Origin of the sequence: Laribacter hongkongensis DSM 14985 (assembly GCF_000423285.1) — a bacterium.
Lineage (GTDB): Bacteria > Pseudomonadota > Gammaproteobacteria > Burkholderiales > Aquaspirillaceae > Laribacter > Laribacter hongkongensis.
In genome coordinates this window covers 128,484-146,391 of record NZ_AUHR01000007.1, presented here as the reverse complement: position 1 = coordinate 146,391, position 17,908 = coordinate 128,484, and the positions used below count along the sequence as shown (strand labels likewise).

The following is a 17,908-nucleotide window of genomic DNA, read 5'->3' as shown; positions in this document are numbered from 1 at the left end:
TCCGGTCAGCGCAGGCGGCGCTGCTCGCGCCAGCCTTCCAGCAGCGAATAGGCGGCCGGAATCACCACCAGCGTCAAGAGGGTCGAGCTGACCATGCCGCCGATCACCGCAATTGCCAGCGGGCCGTTGGTTTCGGCGCCGGCGCCAAAGCCCATGGCGGCCGGCAGCATGGCCAGCACCACGGTCAGCGAGGTCATCAGCACCGGGCGCAGGCGGCGCGGGCAGCTTTCGGCCAATGCCGAATCCACCCGCCGGCCGGCAGCCCGCGACTGGTTGGTGACGTCGATCAGCAGGATGGCGTTTTTCGCCACCAGACCGATCAGCAGGATCAGGCCGATCACCGAATACACGTTGAGCGACTGGCCGGTCAGCCACAGCAGCAGCAGGCCGCCCACCACCGCCAGCGGCTCGGCCAGCATCACCAGCGCCGGTTGCAGGAAGGAGTTGAACTGGCTGGCCAGCACCATGTAGAGCAGCAGGCTGGCAAAGGCAAAGGTGAAGACCAGCTGGCCGGCAGTGCGGTCCAGTTCGCGTGCCTCGCCCAGCCACTCGATGCGGATGTTCGGCGCCAGCACCTCGGCCGCCGTGGCCTCGGTCAGTGCCACCGCCTCGGCCAGCGGCAGGGTCGGCGAACCCTTGAGCTGCACCGCGTATTGCAGGCTCTGGCGCTGGATCTGCGACGCACCCAGCATCGGCCGCACGCGGGCCACGCTGTCCAGCCGCACCAGGTCGCCCTTGCTGCCGCGCAGGTAGACCGCGCCCAGCGATTCCGGCCGGGTCAGTGCCGATTCGGCTGCCTTGACCTCGATGTCGTAGCGTTCGCCGTTTTCCGAGAAACGGGCGGCCACCTTGCCGGCCGACAAGAGGTCGATGGCGTCGGTGATGGTCTGGGTCGACAGGCCGTAGCGGGCGGCGGCGGCGCGGTCGATGTCGATGGCCAGCTGCGGCTGTTGCAGCTCGACGTCGGTGTCGAGCCGGCCGATGCGCGGATCGTTGCCCAGCGCCTCGGTCAGGCGGGTGGCGGCGGCGCTGGTGTCGGCCAGCGTCGGGCCGATCACGGCAAACTGGAGCTTGCCGCCGCGGCTTTCGCCGATGCGCGGGAAGGGGAAGGCCGCCGCCCGCACGCCGGCAATCCGGCCCATGTCCTTGCGCGCCCGTGCCAGTACCTCGCCTTGCGAGGCGGCCCGTTCGCTGCGCGGCTTCAGGCGCACGATCAGCGTGGTCTGGTTGACCTGGCCGCCGCCAAAGCCGCCGACGATGGCCAGCGTGTTGCTGACTTCCGGATAGCGGTTGAGGATGTCCTCGACGGCGCGTGTCTTGCGGTCGGTGTAGTCGACCGACGCGCCGATCGGGGTCTTGAGGCTGACGAGGAAGCGGGCTTCGTCTTCTTCGGGCAGGAATTCGCTTTTCATCGAGGTGAAGATCAGCGCGCTCGCCGCCACGCACACCAGCGCCGCACCCATCACCCACAGCCGGTGGGCCAGCGTCCACGCCAGCAGCCGGCGGTAGCCGTTTTCCAGCGCGATGAAGCCGGACTCCATCCGGCGGTACAGCGGGCCGTGCTTCGGCATGGTTTTCAGCCAGCGGCTGGCCAGCATCGGCGTCAGCGTCACCGACACGAACAGCGACACCAGCACGCCCGAGGCCACCACCACGGCAAACGAGTTGAACAGGCGGCCGATCAGGCCGGACAGGAACACCACCGGCGCGAAAATGGCCACCAGGCTGAGGGTGGCGGCGATCACCGCGAACACCACCTGCTGGCTGCCGTCGATGGCGGCCTGCATCGGGTCGGTTTCGCCCTCTTCGCGCAGGCGCCAGATGTTTTCGATCACCACGATGGCGTCGTCCACCACCACGCCGATCAGCAGCAGCAGGGCCAGCAGGGTGATGGTGTTGAAGGTGTAGCCGAGGAAGTACATCAGCGCGACCGCCCCCAGCAGCGACACCGGAATCGCCAGCGACACGATCAGGGTCGAGCGCAGGTTGCGCAGGAACAGCCATACCACCAGGGCCGCCAGCAGGGTGCCTTCGAGCAGGTGGTCTTCCAGCGCGGCGACCATTTCCAGCACGAAGGTCGAGTCGTTCGATGCCACGGTCAGCGTCATGCCCGGCGGCAGCGCCGGCAGCACGCTGTCCCTGACCTTGGCCAGCACGTTGTCGGCCACCGACACCATGTTGCTGCCCGACACCCGAACCACGCCGATGTTGATGCCCGGCTCGCCGTTGAAGCGGGTGATGCTGCGCACTTCGCTTTCGCCGTCGACCACCTGCGCCACGTCGGCCAGCCGCACGGCGGTCTGGCCCTTGAAGCCGACCACCAGGTCCTGCAGGGCGTCGACCGTGCCGTATTCGAGGTTGAGGTTGATCTGGTATTCGCGGTCGCCCTGCTTGAGGGTGCCGCCCGGCGCCTGCCGGTGTTCGCGCTTGATGGCGTCGCTGACATCGGTCGGCGTCAGGCCGAAGCCGGCCAGCCGGACCGGATCGAGGTCAACGCGGATCACCCGCTCGCCGCGGCCGCGCACCATGATCTCGCCCACGCCGTCGAGGGTTTCCAGCTGTTTCTTGATCACGGTGTTGGCGTAGTCGTACAGCTGCTTGGGCGTGCGGTCGCCGGTGAGGCCGAGCCAGATGATCGGGCTGGCGTTGGCGTCGGTCTTGGACACCACCGGCGCGTCGGCATCGTCCGGCAGCCGGCGCTGTGCCTGGTTGACCTTGACCTGCACCTCGTTGAACGCCACGTCGACGTTCTTGTCGAGCTTGAAGTTGATGCGCACGGTCGAACGGCCGGCGCGCGAGGTCGACTCGATGTAGTCGATGCCCGGCACGCTGTTGACGGCCGATTCGATCACCTGGGTGACGGACGAATCCATCACTTCCGGCGTGGCACCGTCAAGCGAGGTGCTGACCGAAATCACCGGCTGGTCGATGTTGGGATAGCGGTCGATGCCGATGCGGTTGAAGGCCACGATGCCGAACAGCACCAGCACCGCCGACAGCATGAAGGCCAGTACGTGCCGGCGGACGGAAAACTCGGCGATTCTCACTTGGTCGCCTCCGCCCTGGCGGCCGGTCCGGCTGCTGCTGCCTTGGCCGGTGCCGGCACGCGGATCCTGGCCTTGTCGGTCAGGAAGCCGGCGCCGTCAGCCACCACCGTGTCACCGGCCTTGAGGCCTTCGAGGATTTCGATGCGGTCGTCCTGCACCGTGCCGGTCTTGACCGGCCGTGCGCTGACGCTGTTGCGGTCGGCGCTGGCAAGGTACACCACCTGTCCCTGCGGGCGGTCGACCACGGCAATGCGCGGCACGGTAATGGCTTCGCGTTGTGCCAGCACCACGTCGGCGCCGACCGACTGTCCGGCGGTCAGCGCCCGCGTGTCGGGCAGGGGGGCGATGGCCTCGATGGCGCCGCTGCCGCTGTCGACGGCAGGGCGCACTTCGCCGATCGGCACTTCCAGCGTGTCGCCGGCATCGGTCACCAGCCGCACGATCTGTCCGGGCTGCACGCTGCGCGGATCGCGGCCGGCCAGTCCGACGCGCAGGCGCAGGCCGCCTTGCCGGCCATTGACGACAAAGAGTCCCTTGCCGGCCGCGGCCCAGTCACCGACGGCCACCAGCCGGGCGTCCACCCGGCCGGCGATCGGAGCGCGCACGATGGCGCGGTCCTCGTCATTGCGGGCCTGGCCGGCCTTGGCCCGGCCAGCGGACAGCAGCTCGCTGGCCGCATGCGACTTGGCCACCAGGTCGTCCACCGCCGAGGGCGAGATGAAGCCCTGCTGCGCCAGTTCGCGACCGCGCCTGAGGTCGCGGCTGGCCTGGTCGGCCAGGGCGGTCAGGCGTGCCACCTCGGCATCGGCCGATACCCGGCTGGCACTGACGTCGCGTGCGTCCAGCCGGGCCAGCGGCTGGCCGGCCTTGACGGTGTCGCCGACGTCGGCCAGCACTTCGGTCACCCGGCCGGTGACCTCGGCTACCACCTGCGGCGCGTGGGTCGCTTCGACCATCGCCAGGGCGCGTACGCGGGTTTCCACCGGCGTGCTGGCCGCTGTGGTCAGCGACACGGTGACCGGCGGCGGTCCCTTGGTGGCAGGGCCCGTATCGGACGGGCCGGAGCAGGCAGCCAGCAGAAAGGTCAGGCAGACGAGCGGAAGGATTCGGGGCATGGCGACTCGGCAATCGGGCAAATGACATATCATTGCCGCAAATAGTGAATAAAAAATGAAAAAAGCCTGACGGATCAGCTAACCCGCCCGGAAACCAGTCCTTTATCATGGATACCCCCTTGCTTCTTCCTGCTGCGACCATGACTGCCGACGAGCTTGCCCGCCTTCTTGCCGCGCCTGCACCGCGTTTTCTGATCGAACTGGACGTGCCGATGGAAAACCGCGCCCTGCTGGCGGCCGACCAGCTGCACCACTTCGAGCGCGGCCTGTTGCTGTGGAACAAGACCGGGCACCCGCAGGCCGTCGAGCTGATGCGCGAAGCGCTGGCCGTGCTGGGCAGCCTGCAGCAGCAGGATGTCGCCCGCCAGTTCTGCTGGCTGGCCGAAGGCGCGCTGGAAACCTGCCGCGACCGTGATCCGGGGACCCGCGACCTGCTGATGCAGCTCGGGCGCGAAGTGCGGCGGCTGGCCGCCCAGACCTTTGTCCTGCCTGAGATGCTGGCCCTGTCGCTGTGGCAGCGCATCTCGGTCAGCGGTGGCGGCGAAGTGGCCGAGGCCGTGCGCCGGCACCTGACGCGCCAGCTGGAAGCGCTGGTCGCCGAAGCCGCTGCCGAACCGCCGTTGCTGGCCACCGAAGCACCGGCCACGGACGAGTTTGTCCTCGAGCTGGATCATCCCGAGCTGGAGCCGCTGCTGCACGCTACCGCACCCGAACTGCCATTGCTGGAGCCGGTCGCCGGCCTGGCCGCGCCGCCGGACATCCCCGAGCTGGCTGAAGTGGTGCCGGAGCTGACGGTCGAGCTGCCATCGCCCGGACAGCCCGCCACGCCGGCGGCGCCAGAGCAGGCAGGGCCGGCCGCAGGGGCTGCCTCCCTGGCCGATGAACCGGCTCCGGAGTTGCCGGTGCCGGACCCGCTCCCTGTACCGGAACCGGCTGCCGGGCCGGACATCGAAGCAACCCTGACGGCGTTCGAAGCTGTCAGCCAGGAAGATTTTCCGTCGCTGGCAGACGAGGTCGTGCCTGACCTGCACGAGCCGGCCGGGCAGGCGCCGGTCGCGGCACCGTCTCCGGAGGCAGTGGCTGAGGCCATGACTGGCTGGCAGCCGGAATCCGGCGCCATGCCGCTGGAGGATGAACCGGCTCCCGGGCTGCCGGTGCCGGACCCGCTTCCTGTACCGGAACCGGCTGCCGGGCCGGGCATCGAAGACCTCCTGACGGCGTTCGAGACTGTCAGCCCGGAAGATTTCCCGTCGCTGGCAGACGAGGTCGTACCTGACCTGCACGAGCCGGCCGGGCAGGCGCCGGTCGCGACACCGGCTGCGACGCCGCTTGCCGACTGGACGGAGCCGGAATTACCGGTCCTCGAAGAGGTTCCGGTCCTGGACATGGCTGCCGAGCCGGGCAGCGGGCCCATGCCGGGCACGTTCGAACCGGTCGATCCGGAGTCTTTCCCGTCCCTGATGGATGAGGCCGATGCCGTTGCCGATGAGCCGGGATCGCCTCCGGAGGCGCTGCACCCGGCAAACCTGCCCGATTTTCCCGAACTGGCGCTGGACATGCTGGTGGAACCGGAGCCTGCCGGCATGACACCGGAGATTCCGGAGCTGGTGTTGCCCATGGACGACGCGGCCGGCGACATGCCGCCGGCAGCTCCGGCCGGTGACAGCGTGCCGGACATGCTGGACATTCCGGACCTGGTGCTGGCCGACATGCTGCCAGAGTCCGTGGTGGCCGCGGCCGAAGAAGTGACGGTGCCGGAGCTGGACCTGACATTTGAAGCCCTGCCCGCCGGCCCGGCTGCCGCGGCGATGCCGGAGGCCGGTCAGGCCGTGGCTGAGTCCGTGCAGGCGGAGGCTGATGACCTGCTGCCGTTGCTGTCGGATTTTGACCTGCCGGAGCTGGTTACCGAGGCCGAACCGGCCCTGCCGCCCGGCGGAGCCGGCGTGGAGTCCGCCTTGCCGTCCGGGATGCCGGACGACATGGAGTGGCCGGTCGTCGAGGATAGCCTGCCGGCCGTGGCTACACCGGCTACGCCGCCTTTGCCGGAACCGGAACCGGAACCGGAACCGGAACCGGAACCGGAACCGGAACCGGAACCGGAACCGGAACCCGAACCCGAACCCGAACCCGTCCTGCCGGTTTCTGAACGGGTTTCCGTGCTGCCATCTGCCTTGCCGCGTCAGGCACTGGTGCAGGAGCCGCATCCGGATGTAGCCGTCTTTGCCGCGCTGACCGGTGCGCTGCAATCAAACTGGCAGCGTATTGCCAACGGCAGCGCCTTGCAGTTCGGCCTGTTCCACGATGCGTTGACGACCCTGACCGAGGGCCTGCCGGTGCTGGGCGAGCCCGAACTGACCCGCCTGGCGCAGGTGCTGCTGCAACGGGCGGAAGACCTGCCGGTCAGCGGTCCGACTCCGGCCGAGGCCGGGCTGACTGCTGCGGCGCTGGCAACGCTGGACCGCTGCCTGCTGGGCTGGCCGCGTCTGGGCGAGGCCGAACGGGCGGCCTTGCAGGCGCACAGCGAGGCGCTGGCGCCCGAGGTACCGGAGGCTGAAGCCGTACCGGAAGCCGGGATGCCGCTGGTGGCGCCGGTCAGTCCGCCGGTGGCGGAGGCACCCATTCCGGTCGATGCACTGCCGTCTGCCGCCGGCAGCCCGCTGCGACAGGCTGATTCTCCCAGCAACGAAGCCGTCGAACGGGCGGCGCTGGCCATGCTGGCACCGGCCAGTCTTGAACGCCTGACCCAGGGCCGGGCCCGGGCGTTGCAGGCCGGCATTGACGCCGGCCTGGTGGAGGATGCGCGCGAGCTGGCGCGGACGGCACGCGAGGCGCACGAGGCGGAGCTGGCCGGGCTGGCGCAGGCATTTGCCGACGCACTGGATGCCAGTGCGCATGACCCGGCCCCGGTGCTGGAAATCGGCGCCGACGTGCTGGCCGTGCTGGCCGACATGGTGCACTCGCTCCAGCAGGGCGAAGCTCCGGAAGGCGCGCCGGACCTGGTCGAGGTCTTGCAGGCGCTGACCCCGGCCGTACGGCACGGCACGCTGTAGCCATCCGGCAAATATGCCCAGCGCGAACGCGCGAGCCGCTACACTCAGCCCCGGCGGACGGAAGACCCCGTTCGCCGGTGACGCAGGATATTGCCCTTCATGATCGAAACCGACGCCCTTTCCGGCGGCACGCCACGCCGCCTGGTGACCCAGCAACCGCTCTCCAGCCAGGAAGAAGCACTGGAGCGCGCCCTGCGCCCCAAGGCGCTGGACGACTACGTGGGCCAGAAAAAGGCGCGCGAGCAGCTGGAAATCTTCATCGAGGCGGCCAAAAAGCGCGGCGAGGCGCTCGACCACGTGTTGCTGTTCGGCCCGCCGGGGCTGGGCAAGACCACGCTGGCGCACATCATCTCGCGCGAGCTGGGGGTCAACCTGCGCCAGACTTCCGGCCCGGTGCTGGAACGTGCCGGTGACCTGGCCGCCCTGCTGACCAACCTCGAGCCGCACGACGTGCTGTTCATCGACGAAATCCACCGCCTGAGCCCGGTGGTGGAGGAAATCCTCTACCCGGCGCTGGAGGATTACCAGATCGACATCATGATCGGCGAAGGGCCGGCGGCGCGTTCGGTCAAGATCGACCTGCCGCCGTTCACCCTGGTCGGGGCCACCACCCGCGCCGGCATGCTCACCAACCCGCTGCGCGACCGCTTCGGCATCGTGGCGCGGCTGGAGTTTTACACCCCGGAAGAGCTGACCCGCATCGTGCGGCGCTCGGCCGGCCTGCTGGAAGTGCAGCTGGGCGAAGAGGGTGCCTTCGAGGTGGCGCGGCGCAGCCGTGGTACGCCGCGGATTGCCAACCGCCTGCTGCGGCGGGTGCGCGACTTTGCCGAAGTGCGCGCCGACGGCGTGGTGACGGCGGCGGTGGCCGATGCGGCGCTGTCGATGCTCGACGTCGACCCGGCCGGGCTGGACGTGATGGACCGCAAGCTCCTGGCGGCGGTGCTGGAAAAGTTCGGTGGCGGCCCGGTCGGACTCGACAACGTGGCGGCGGCGATCGGCGAATCGACCGATACCATCGAGGACGTGATCGAACCCTACCTGATCCAGCAGGGCTATCTGCAACGCACGCCGCGCGGCCGCATGGCCACGGCACTGGCGTGGACGCACTTCGGTTTCGTGCCGCCGGAGCGGGTCTGACGGAAAGGGTGAATGCCGTGCGTGCGCGGCCAGCCGGCGGCGGCAGTCTGGCTGGCTAGATCAGGGCGTGACGGCGAGGCCCGGAACAGGGCCGGATGCACGCTGACGGCAGACGGCCTTCGGGATGCGGTGTCAGCGAGGATGATCCTGCCGGTCGCAAGCCGCCTGGCGGCATCTGCTGCTGAGACAGAGGAGGCTTCTGCGCACGAAAACGTCCGGCAAGGCTGCGCCCGTGCGGCGGACGCCGCAGGGACAAATCAGAAACAAGGGAGGCCGTGGCCTCCCTTTTTACTTTTTTACTTGTCGGCCGGGCCGGCAGGCACGATCAGGCGTCAGCGTTCGTAGAGGCCGGTCAGCGTGGCCTTGGCCAGCGCATGGGCGTTGAGGTTGAAGCCGACCACGGCGGCCGAGACTTCGGCCGGCAGGTCCAGCGCCGGCACGTCGAGCGCGAATACGGTGAACTGGTAGCGGTGCGGCCCGTGGCCGGCCGGCGGATGCGGGCCACCCCAGGCGTACTGGCCGTAGTCGGTGCGCATGTGGCGCGCTCCGGCGGGCAGGGTGGCATCGCTTTCGCCGGCGCCGGCGGCCAGCTGCTGCACGCTGGCGGGCAGGTTGATCACCAGCCAGTGCCACCAGCCGCTGCCGGTCGGTGCATCCGGGTCAAAGCAGGTCAGGGCGTAGCTGAGGGTGCCGGCCGGCGCTCCTTGCCAGACCAGCGTGGGTGAAATGTTGGCGCCGGGAGCCTCGAAGGCCACGGGATCGGGCAGCCGGGCACCATCGGCGAAATCGGGACTGGAGAGGGTGAAACCACTGGTCGGCATCGGCAGGACTCCTGACAGGGGGCTGCCGGACGCGGCAGCCGTCAGCACGGCCGGCTGGCCGTGCGCTGGTAAATATAGCCGGGATAAATGCAGATGCAGTCGTCGGGCAGCTGCTCGAAATCCTCGCGCCGACCGGCGTAGCACCAGACGCTGTCACGGTCGTCGAGCGTGCGGAATACCGGCTGGCCGCCGTGGTAGAACATCAGGCCACGGCCGCGGAAACCGTCGAGCGGCAGCATGGCCGTACCGGGACGGTCGAGTAGCTGGCGGGCACAGTCTTCGTCCAGCTCGCGGGCACGCTCGAGGTCGTGGCGGGCAATACCGGCGATCATCAGCAGGATCGGCACGATCAGCAGCGCCCAGTCGCCGTGGACGAAAAAGAGCACGGCCAGCACCGAGGCGCCGGCAAGGAAAAACTGGCTGTCGAATTTCATCGGAGGGATCTTCCGGTTGACGGGCGCGGCAGGCGTCCGGATTTCCCTTTGCAAGAGTCAGTCGGTGCCCGGAAGCACCAAGCGCCGCTCGTGGGCGGCGCTATTGGTATAGCGGCATTGTCGTGGTGCAGACAATCACGCTCATGAAGCGTAGCAGCGGCAGGCGCCGGCGGACCAGCCGCGACGCCGGGCGGTCGCGGGGACGGCCGCAGCGGTCAGCACGTCGGCCGCCTTAAGCTGTGGCTGATGCTGGTGTGTTCAGATGGCGGTTCCACATCCCTGTTCCGGCCCTGCCCATGAAACCGAAAAAACTGTTCAAGTCGATGTTCAAGCCCCTGCTGCTGGCCATCATGGCCCTGGTCGGCTGGAAGCTCTGGCAGCGCTATCGCGGCAGCGACAGCCAGCAGCAGTCGCTGCCGGCCCGGCGCCGCCGTTAGGCCGTTTCGGCCTTGCCCAGCACGCGGAACTCGATTTCCAGCGCCAGTTCGTCGATGCGCGCCACTTGCAGGCGCACCCGCTCGCCGGGCTGCATCTCCGGCAGGCCGGCCACGCGTACCGCCAGCGGCAGGCCGTCGATGCGCACCAGGTCGTCCTTCACCCACAGCGCGGTCACGTCGCTGACGTTTTCCTGGGTAAACCAGCGCAGGCACCAGAAGCGTTCCATCTGGTACTGGAAGTCGGCATAGGCGTTGTAGGCCTGGTCGAAGTCGCGCAGACGGGCAAAGAGGTCGGCGTCCCCGCGCTTGTAGCGCGGCGTTTCGCCCCGGATCATCGCCACGATCTGCTGCTGGTTCACGAAATCGGCGGCCCGGCGCAGCGGCGAGGTGGCCCAGGCATACTGCGCCACGCCAAGGCCGACGTGAGGTTCGGCGGCGGTGGTCATGCGTACCTTGCCGGCGGTCTGGGCGCGGTACATGGCCGGAATGCCGGCGGCGGCCAGGTCACCGCCCCAGGTCGAGTTGGCGAGGATCATCAGTTCGCTCACCAGCTTGTCCATCGGCGCCCCGCGCCGCCGGGTGGTCAGCACGACCTTGCCGTCGACGATGGCAAAGTTGTAGTCCAGCCGCACGGTGGCATTGGTGTCGGCCTTGCCGCGGCGCACTTCCAGCGCATTGGCAAACTGCCACAGGGTGGTGAGTTCGGCCTTGTACGGATAATCGCGGCCGGTGTCGCTGGCCAGCGTTTCTTCGTTGAACACGGTTTCCAGCCAGTCGTGGCGCAGGTTGGCGGCAATGTTGACCCGCTCGACCCGGCTTTCGTGGCCGATGATCTCGAATTCCGGCGTCACCTCGAAATACACGCTCACCGCCGGGCAGTACTGCCCCTCGTTGAGCGAAAACACCCCCACCACCTCGTCGGGCAGCATGGTGATCTTGTCGCCGGGGAAATACACGGTGGAAAGGCGCTGGAACACCAGCTGCTCCAGCCCACCGTCACGCGGCGCGTCCAGCGTCGGCGCGGCAATGTGCACGCCCACCTGCCAGTTGCCGTTGGCGAGCCGGGTCAGCGACAGTGCATCGTCGATCTCAGTGGTGGCCGAGTCGTCGATCGAGAAGGCCTCGACGCTGGCCGCCGGCAGCTCGGCCGGTGCCACCGGCAGGTCGAGGGCCGGGAAGCCGCGTCCGCGCGGGAAGTGTTCCATGATGAAGCCTGCCAGCAGGTAGTCCGGCACCGAGCCGATGCCGCCGCGTTCGGCCACCAGCTTGAGCGGCGACAGCGCCAGCGCCTTGCAGGCGGCTTCCAGTCCTTTCCATTCCAGCGTGTTCTTGTCCGGTTTCCACAGGAGCGACATCAGGTGCGGGCGCCACGCTTCCGGCAGCCGGCCGGCGCGGCATTCTTCCACCCAGGCATCGATCTGCAACTGTTGCAGGCGCTTTTTTTCCTGTCCGGCCAGCGCCGCTTTCAGCGATTCTTCCGGCGCGGCCTTGTAACGGCCCCGGCCCTTCTTGTAGAAGTACATCGGCGCTTCGTGCAGGCGCAGGCTGATGGCAGCGGTTTCGATGGCCGACGGCGTCTGGCCGAAGTAGTCGGCCGCCAGGCCGGCGGCGTCGAATTCGTCCTCGCCGCAGCACTCCCACAGGAAGTCGAGGTCAAGGTCGGCTGCCAGTGCTTCGACCGCCGGCATGAAGTCGGCCAGCGCCGAATTAAAGCGCAGCAGCACCGTGGCCGATTTGATCTTGGAGCGCTTGCCGTGCGGGGCCTCGACTTGAAGACTGGCATCAGTCTCGCTCATGATCGCCCCTACCTTGAAGCTGCCGCTTTCTTCATAAAATACATTCGTCGCCATGATTCGGGGCCTGCCGGAACTCGAAAAGGCGGCGATTATACCCCGGAGGCCGCCATGCCCGAGATTGTGGAAGCCCTAATGGCCATCGACCGCGACAGCACCCTGCTGGCCCGCCAGTGGGACACGCCGCTGGCCGCGCACCTGGCGTATCTGGCGCTCAACCTCAAGTGCCAGGCCGAGCGCACGCAGGCCGACGAGCTGGCACGCGGCGCACAGGGCTTTGCCCGGTTCCTGCACGACGCCGTGCGCCAGGCGCGCGAACAGGGCGAGGTGCCGGCTGCCTTCGTGCCGGCCCTGCGGGCCCGGCTGGCCACCCTGCACGAGCTGGGCCGTCCCGTACCGCCCCCCGCGCTGGTGGCCGCCAGCGACCGGGTGGTGCTGTGGCTGCCGCCCGAACTGGATGCCAGCCGGCTGTTGCGCGAGCTGGGCCGGGCCGGCGTGCATCCGCTGCGGGTCGGCTCGTCGGCCGAACTGGTCAGCCTGCTCGACACCCGGCCGCCGGCCGTGCTGGCCGTCCTGCGGCTGGACGCCGGCATCGACGGCGCCCTCACGGCACTGATGCAGACCCGGCTGGCCGACGTGCCGCTGCTGCTGCTGGCACCCGAACTCGATTACGCCACCCGGCTGAACGCCGTGCGGCTGGGCGCGCGTGCCTTTCTGCCGTGGCCGCTGGCCGGCGACGAACTGGCCGATGCCCTGGCCCGGCTGGCGCCGCGGCTGGACCCGGCACCCCTGCGGGCGCTGGTGGTCGAGGCCGCGCCCGAGCTGGCCGACTGGTATGCCGGCACGCTGGCGCAGCACGGCATGGATACCCGCGTGGCAGACAGCGGCAGCACCGGCTTTGAGGCGCTGATCCGCTTTTCGCCGGATGTGCTGGTGGTGGACCAGCGCCTGCCGGAAGGACCAGGACTGGAGTTTGTCCACGTCGTGCGCCAGGCGCGGGTGGACGACCCGGTGCCGGTGGTGATGCTGGCGGCCGATGCCCGCCATCCGGTCCGCCCCAATCCGGAGGCGCCGGTAGCGGCGTGGCTCGACAAGCCGGTACAGGCCGAGGCGCTGGCGGCCGCGGCCCTGAATGCGGCACGCCTGCACCGCGTGCGACGGGCACGGGCGGCGACCGATCCGCTCACCGGCGTACTGGCCGAACGGGCGCTGGCCGACCGGCTGGACGCCGAGCTGGCCCGCGCGGCCCGCCAGCACCAGCCGCTGACGCTGGCGGTGCTCGACATTGTCGGACTGGGCGACATCAACCGGCAGCAGGGCTATGCGGTGGGCGACCGGGTGTTGCTGGCGCTGGCCCGGCTGCTGCGCGAGCGCCTGCGCCGGCATGACGTGGTGGGCCGCATGGCCGGCGACCGTTTCGTGCTGGTGCTGCCGGATGCCGGTGAGGAAACGGCCGACGCGCTGCTGGCCAGCCTGGCGCTGGCCTTTGCCGCCCGGCAGTCCGAGGACGGGCTGCGGACGACGGCAGCCCGCTTCACCGCTGCGGTGTGCCGGGCCGAACCGGGCGACACGGCCGCCGTGTGGCTGCCGCGCCTGCGGGACTGGCCGCTGCCGGCCGTGGACGGGCCGGCAGACGGGGCCGGTCAGAGTGCCAGCTGACCGCTGGCGATCATGTAGAGCGCGACCAGTGCCAGCGTCACGATCAGGCCGGCAAAGCCTTTTTCCACGCCGGTGACGAAGGCCGGCAGGCCGCGTTCGCGCCGGGCGTAGACAAAGAAGGCAATGCCCGGGGCGTACAGGATCATCGACATCAGCAGGAAGCTCAGGCCGCCGGCGTAGATCAGCCAGGCGCCGTAGAGGGTGGCGACGGCGCTGGTGACGAGGAAAGCGCCCGCCTGCGCTCCCGGCCGGGTGGCGGTCTTCAGGCCGAAGGCGGCGCACAGGAAGTACGGGATCAGGCACAGCGATGAGGCGAGCTGGATCAGCAGGTTGTAGCCGGGCGGGGCAGCAAATGCCTGCGTTGCGGCCTGGTACACTTGACGGGCCGGAACCGGTCCTTGCCGCATGACCGGTCGCCGGCGCCAGGAGCCGGTTCCGGTCGTGGCTGCGTCAGCCCGGTGCGCGCATGTCGCGGTGCAGGATGCCGCCATCGTCGTAGGCCTCGCCTTCGGCGACAAAGCCGAAGCAGGCGTACAGGCCCAGCTTGTCGACCTGCGCCGACAGCCACAGCGGCACGCCTGGCCAGCGGCTGCGGGCTGCGGCCACGGCTTCGGCCAGCAGCACCTTGCCCAGGCCGCAGCCACGGGCGGCCGGCGTGATCACCACGCGGCCGATGGCGACCTCGGTGGCGCGCTTGCTGCCCGGTGGCAGCAGGCGGGCGTAGGCAACCAGCTCGCCCGCGTCGTTGCGGCCGAGCAGGTGCAGGGCGACACGGTCGAGGCCATCGACATCGCCGTAGACCGAATCCTGTTCGACCACGAATACCGCGTCGCGCAGGGCAAGGCAGTCATAAAGGGCATCGACGCCCAGATCGGCAAACGGCAGGCAGGTCCAGCTGATTGGCATACGGCTTCTCCGGCAAAACGGTCGGTCAACAGCCGCCAGCATACGGCCTGGCAGCGCCGGCGGCGACAAGCACGCCGGCAGGCTTATAATCCGGCGCCATCTGTTATCCGACGCGTGCCCTGCATGACCGACCTGACCGCTGCCCCCGACTCCCTGCCGCTTGACCTGTACGCCGAGCGCGCCTACCTCGAATACGCCATGAGCGTGGTCAAGGGCCGCGCCCTGCCGGAAGTGGCCGACGGCCAGAAGCCGGTGCAGCGCCGCATCCTCTACGCCATGAAGGAAATGGGGCTGGCTGCTGGAGCCAAGCCGGTGAAATCGGCGCGCGTGGTCGGGGAAATCCTCGGCAAATACCACCCGCACGGCGACAGCTCGGCCTACGAGGCACTGGTGCGCATGGCGCAGGACTTCACCCTGCGCTACCCGCTGATCGACGGCCAGGGCAACTTCGGCAGCCGCGACGGCGACGGGGCGGCGGCCATGCGCTACACCGAGGCGCGGCTGACCCCGATCGCCGACCTCCTGCTGGCGGAAATCGACCAGGGTACGGTGGATTTCGTCCCCAACTACGACGGCGCCTTTGACGAACCCCGGCTGCTGCCGGCGCGGCTGCCGATGGTGCTGCTCAACGGCGCCTCCGGCATTGCCGTCGGCATGGCCACCGAAATCCCGCCGCACAACCTGACCGAAGTCGCCGCGGCGGCGGTGGCGCTGCTCAAGGATCCGGCACTGGATACCGCCGGGCTGATGACCTACCTGCCCGGCCCCGATTTCCCCGGCGGCGGCCGCATCATCACCGCCAGCGACGACATCCGCGCCGCGTATGAATCCGGCCGCGGCTCGGTGCGGGTACGTGCGCAGTGGGAAGTGGAGAAGCTGGCGCGCGGCCAATGGCGCGTCATCGTGTCCGAACTGCCGCCCGGCTCCAGCGCGCAGAAGGTGCTGGCCGAGATCGAGGACGCCACCAACCCCAAGCCCCGCGCCGGCAAAAAGGCGCTGTCGCAGGAGCAGCAGAACCTCAAGAACCTGATGCTGTCGCAGCTTGACCGCGTGCGCGACGAATCGGACGGCGAGCATCCGGTGCGGTTGGTGTTCGAGCCCAAGTCGAGCCGGCTGAATCCGGACGAATTCATGACCCTCCTGCTGGCACAGACCAGCATGGAGCAGAACGTGTCCATGAACCTGGTCATGGTCGGCATGGACGGCCGCCCGCAGCAGAAGGGGCTGAAAGCCATCCTGTCCGAGTGGCTCGGTTTCCGCGAAACCACCGTCACCCGCCGGCTGGCGCACCGTCTGGACAAGGTCGAGCAGCGCATCCACATCCTCGAAGGCCGCCAGCTGGTGTTCCTGAGCCTGGATGCGGTGATCCGGGTCATCCGCGAATCGGACGAACCCAAGCCGGAACTGATGGCGGCCTTTGGCCTGTCGGAGATCCAGGCCGAGGACATTCTGGAAATCCGCCTGCGCCAGCTCGCCCGCCTTGAGGGCTTCAGGCTGGAAAAGGAGCTGGGCGAGCTGCGTGACGAAGCCGGCGGCCTGCGGCACCTGCTGGCCAGCGACCATGCCCGGCAGAAGCTCATCATCAAGGAAATCGAGGCCGATGCCGCCAAATACGGCGACCGCCGCCGCAGCGAGCTGAAACCGGCCGAAAAGGCCACCCTGACCCAGACCGTGGCCGACGAGCCGGTGACGCTGATCCTGTCGAAAAAGGGCTGGCTGCGCGCGCGCGTGGGGCACCACGTCGATCTGGCCACGCTGGCCTTCAAGGACGGCGACGCGCTGGCCGCGGTGCTGGAAACCCGCACCGTGTGGCCGGTGGTGGTGCTCGACAGCCACGGGCGCGCCTATACCGTCGATGCTGCCGACGTGCCGACCGGGCGCGGCGACGGCGTGCCGGTCACGTCGTTGATCGACGTGCAGGAGCAGGCGCGGGTCTGCCACATGCTGGCCGCTCCCGAGGATGCCCGCTTCGTGGTGGCCGGCAGCGGCGGTTACGGTTTTGTGGTGGAAATGAAGGACATGGTCAGCCGGGTCAAGGCCGGCAAGGCCTTCCTGACGCTGGAAGCCCACGAAATCCCGCTGGCACCGGTGCCGGTGACGGCAGCCGGACTGGCCGCCGGCCAGCTGGTCGCCATCAGCCAGCAGGCCCGCGCGCTGGTGTTCCCGGCCGGTGAACTCAAGGCGCTGGCCAAGGGGCGCGGACTGATGCTGATGCAGCTGGACGACGGCGACACGCTGGAGACACTGGCGGTGGTCGAAGGCAGCGCCGCCCGCATCTGCGGCACCCTGCGCACCGGCCGCGAAGACAGCTTCCGGCTGGAGTTTGCCGATTACGCCGGCAAGCGCGCCAAAAAGGGAAAACTGCTGCCCAAGCGTTGGGTGATTACGGCGGTGGAGCCGGTGTGATCATGCCCTGATCATGCGGCAGGCGGACTCTGGTCATGGCGGGAGAGCAGGTCTTCATAGAAGGCGCCACAGGTTCCCGCCGGATCGGAAATCTGGATTTCGAGAATCCAGAGCCCGGTGTCCGGACAGGCGGAAAAATCACCCAGGCTGCCGGCCTTGTAAATGGCGTGCGGGAAATCGGAGACCCGGTGTCCCTGGATGTCCATGTTGAGCTTCCACCCCATGGCCTGGGCCCGCGCTTGGGCAAACTGGTAGAGCGCCGGACCGCCCGGTCCTTCTGCGCGCCACTTGGCCGCCACCTCGAACCAGAGCTGGCGCGCCGCCCGGGCACAGGCCAGCTTGCCCGCGTGGTCACCCGTGACGAACGTGTCACCCGCGTCGCCTTCATGGCCGTCCCAGACCACACCCAGGTCGATAAAGAAAATGTCATCTTCAAGCAGGACGTTGTCCGGATCGATCGGCTGGCTGAAGGTCTTGAGCGTCGAGGCACCGAAACGGATGATGATGCCGTGCCAGAGTCGGTCCATCCCCATTTTATCCAGCTCGTCCTTTGCCAGCACTTTGGCCTGCTGCTCGGTCATGCCGGGCCTGATCAGGCTGGCGATGCGTTGCACCGCTTCCATGGTCTTGTCGCGGGCGACAAGCATTTTGTCCGGAGAAAACCGGGGACCGACTGCTTCTGGATGACAGGTTTGCGACATGGTTGCGTGCTCCGGAAAATACCTGGTTGGTTCGTAGGCCCCTGGCGGGGGGAGCCTCAATCCACAATGAACAGTGTGGCGCCGGTCGGGGAGGACGAGCGGTGCGGTTCGGCATTGTCCGCCACCTGGTAGCTCATGCCCGGACGCAGCACGAACCGGCGGCCGTCGGCCAGCCCGGTATGCAGTTCGCCGTCCAGGCACAGCAGGATGTGGCCCTTGCTGCACCAGTGGTCGGCCACATAGCCGGGCGAATACACCACCCGGCGTACCCGCAGCGGCCCGAACTGGCGGGTGCGCCAGCAGGCCGTGCCGTGGGTACCCGGATGCAGGGTGTCGGGCAGGCTGTTCCAGTCGGTCAGGCCAAACGGCAGGTCGGTAATCTGCATGCTGCGGCTTTCGGTG

General features: G+C 68.7%; 14 protein-coding genes. 5 read left to right on the top strand and 9 right to left on the bottom strand.

Annotated features, from left to right (window positions below; all coding sequences use genetic code 11):
* Positions 1-5: 5 nt before the first annotated feature.
* Positions 6-3,047, bottom strand: a complete 3,042-nt coding sequence (locus tag G542_RS0108935; RefSeq protein ID WP_027823928.1) for an efflux RND transporter permease subunit — start codon at positions 3,045-3,047, stop codon at positions 6-8.
* Entirely contained in the window at positions 3,044-4,162 is a 1,119-nt protein-coding gene (locus tag G542_RS16425; protein ID WP_012695575.1) for an efflux RND transporter periplasmic adaptor subunit, read from the bottom strand. The genes G542_RS0108935 and G542_RS16425 overlap by 4 nt, the downstream gene beginning before the upstream one ends.
* A 107-nt stretch (positions 4,163-4,269) precedes the next feature.
* Here G542_RS16425 and G542_RS0108925 point away from each other — a divergent pair, with 107 nt between their 5' ends.
* Together G542_RS0108925 and ruvB are read left to right on the top strand one after the other, a co-directional pair.
* Positions 4,270-7,212 carry a FimL-related protein gene (locus G542_RS0108925; RefSeq protein WP_162142346.1) on the top strand — a complete coding sequence of 981 codons (2,943 nt, stop codon included), beginning with the start codon at positions 4,270-4,272 and terminating at the stop codon, positions 7,210-7,212.
* Between the two features lie 99 nt (positions 7,213-7,311).
* Positions 7,312-8,349, top strand: coding sequence for a Holliday junction branch migration DNA helicase RuvB (ruvB, locus tag G542_RS0108920; protein WP_012695577.1), 1,038 nt, complete (start codon positions 7,312-7,314; stop codon positions 8,347-8,349).
* 332 nt (positions 8,350-8,681) lie between these two features.
* On the opposite strand, the gene G542_RS0108915 is transcribed toward ruvB, so the two are convergent.
* Both G542_RS0108915 and G542_RS0108910 read right to left on the bottom strand, forming a co-directional pair.
* A complete protein-coding gene (locus tag G542_RS0108915; RefSeq protein WP_012695578.1) occupies positions 8,682-9,170 on the bottom strand; it encodes a YbhB/YbcL family Raf kinase inhibitor-like protein in 489 nt (162 codons plus the stop codon).
* A 41-nt stretch (positions 9,171-9,211) separates the two neighbouring features.
* On the bottom strand, positions 9,212-9,604 hold the full coding sequence (locus tag G542_RS0108910; RefSeq protein ID WP_027823925.1) for a hypothetical protein: 393 nt from the start codon (positions 9,602-9,604) through the stop codon (positions 9,212-9,214).
* A 296-nt stretch (positions 9,605-9,900) separates the two neighbouring features.
* Here G542_RS0108910 and G542_RS18505 point away from each other — a divergent pair, with 296 nt between their 5' ends.
* The gene (locus G542_RS18505) at positions 9,901-10,041 is read left to right on the top strand and encodes a hypothetical protein (protein WP_155826634.1); all 141 of its coding nucleotides are present in this window, start codon (positions 9,901-9,903) and stop codon (positions 10,039-10,041) included.
* Here G542_RS18505 and G542_RS0108900 read toward each other — a convergent pair.
* Positions 10,038-11,891: a ribonuclease catalytic domain-containing protein gene (locus G542_RS0108900; RefSeq protein WP_027823924.1), complete on the bottom strand. Its 1,854-nt coding sequence runs from the start codon at positions 11,889-11,891 to the stop codon at positions 10,038-10,040. The two genes, G542_RS18505 and G542_RS0108900, sit on opposite strands and share 4 nt — an antisense overlap.
* Before the next feature lie 54 nt (positions 11,892-11,945).
* Between G542_RS0108900 and G542_RS0108895 the strand changes: the two genes are divergently transcribed.
* A complete protein-coding gene (locus G542_RS0108895; protein WP_155826633.1) occupies positions 11,946-13,493 on the top strand; it encodes a diguanylate cyclase domain-containing protein in 1,548 nt (515 codons plus the stop codon).
* Here the strand turns inward: G542_RS0108895 and G542_RS0108890 are convergent.
* Together G542_RS0108890 and G542_RS0108885 are read right to left on the bottom strand one after the other, a co-directional pair.
* Positions 13,478-13,900, bottom strand: coding sequence for a hypothetical protein (locus G542_RS0108890; RefSeq protein ID WP_027823922.1), 423 nt, complete (start codon positions 13,898-13,900; stop codon positions 13,478-13,480). The two genes, G542_RS0108895 and G542_RS0108890, sit on opposite strands and share 16 nt — an antisense overlap.
* Before the next feature lie 43 nt (positions 13,901-13,943).
* Positions 13,944-14,399, bottom strand: a complete 456-nt coding sequence (locus G542_RS0108885) for a GNAT family N-acetyltransferase (RefSeq protein ID WP_012695585.1) — start codon at positions 14,397-14,399, stop codon at positions 13,944-13,946.
* Between the two features lie 123 nt (positions 14,400-14,522).
* Between G542_RS0108885 and parC the strand changes: the two genes are divergently transcribed.
* The gene (gene parC, locus G542_RS0108880) at positions 14,523-16,805 is read left to right on the top strand and encodes a DNA topoisomerase IV subunit A (RefSeq protein ID WP_027823921.1); all 2,283 of its coding nucleotides are present in this window, start codon (positions 14,523-14,525) and stop codon (positions 16,803-16,805) included.
* Between the two features lie 11 nt (positions 16,806-16,816).
* Here parC and G542_RS0108875 read toward each other — a convergent pair whose 3' ends face one another.
* Both G542_RS0108875 and G542_RS0108870 read right to left on the bottom strand, forming a co-directional pair.
* Complete coding sequence (locus G542_RS0108875) at positions 16,817-17,452, bottom strand: M24 family metallopeptidase (RefSeq protein WP_244878693.1); 636 nt, start codon at positions 17,450-17,452, stop codon at positions 16,817-16,819.
* Between the two features lie 110 nt (positions 17,453-17,562).
* Complete coding sequence (locus G542_RS0108870; protein ID WP_027823919.1) at positions 17,563-17,892, bottom strand: DHCW motif cupin fold protein; 330 nt, start codon at positions 17,890-17,892, stop codon at positions 17,563-17,565.
* Positions 17,893-17,908 lie beyond the last annotated feature (16 nt).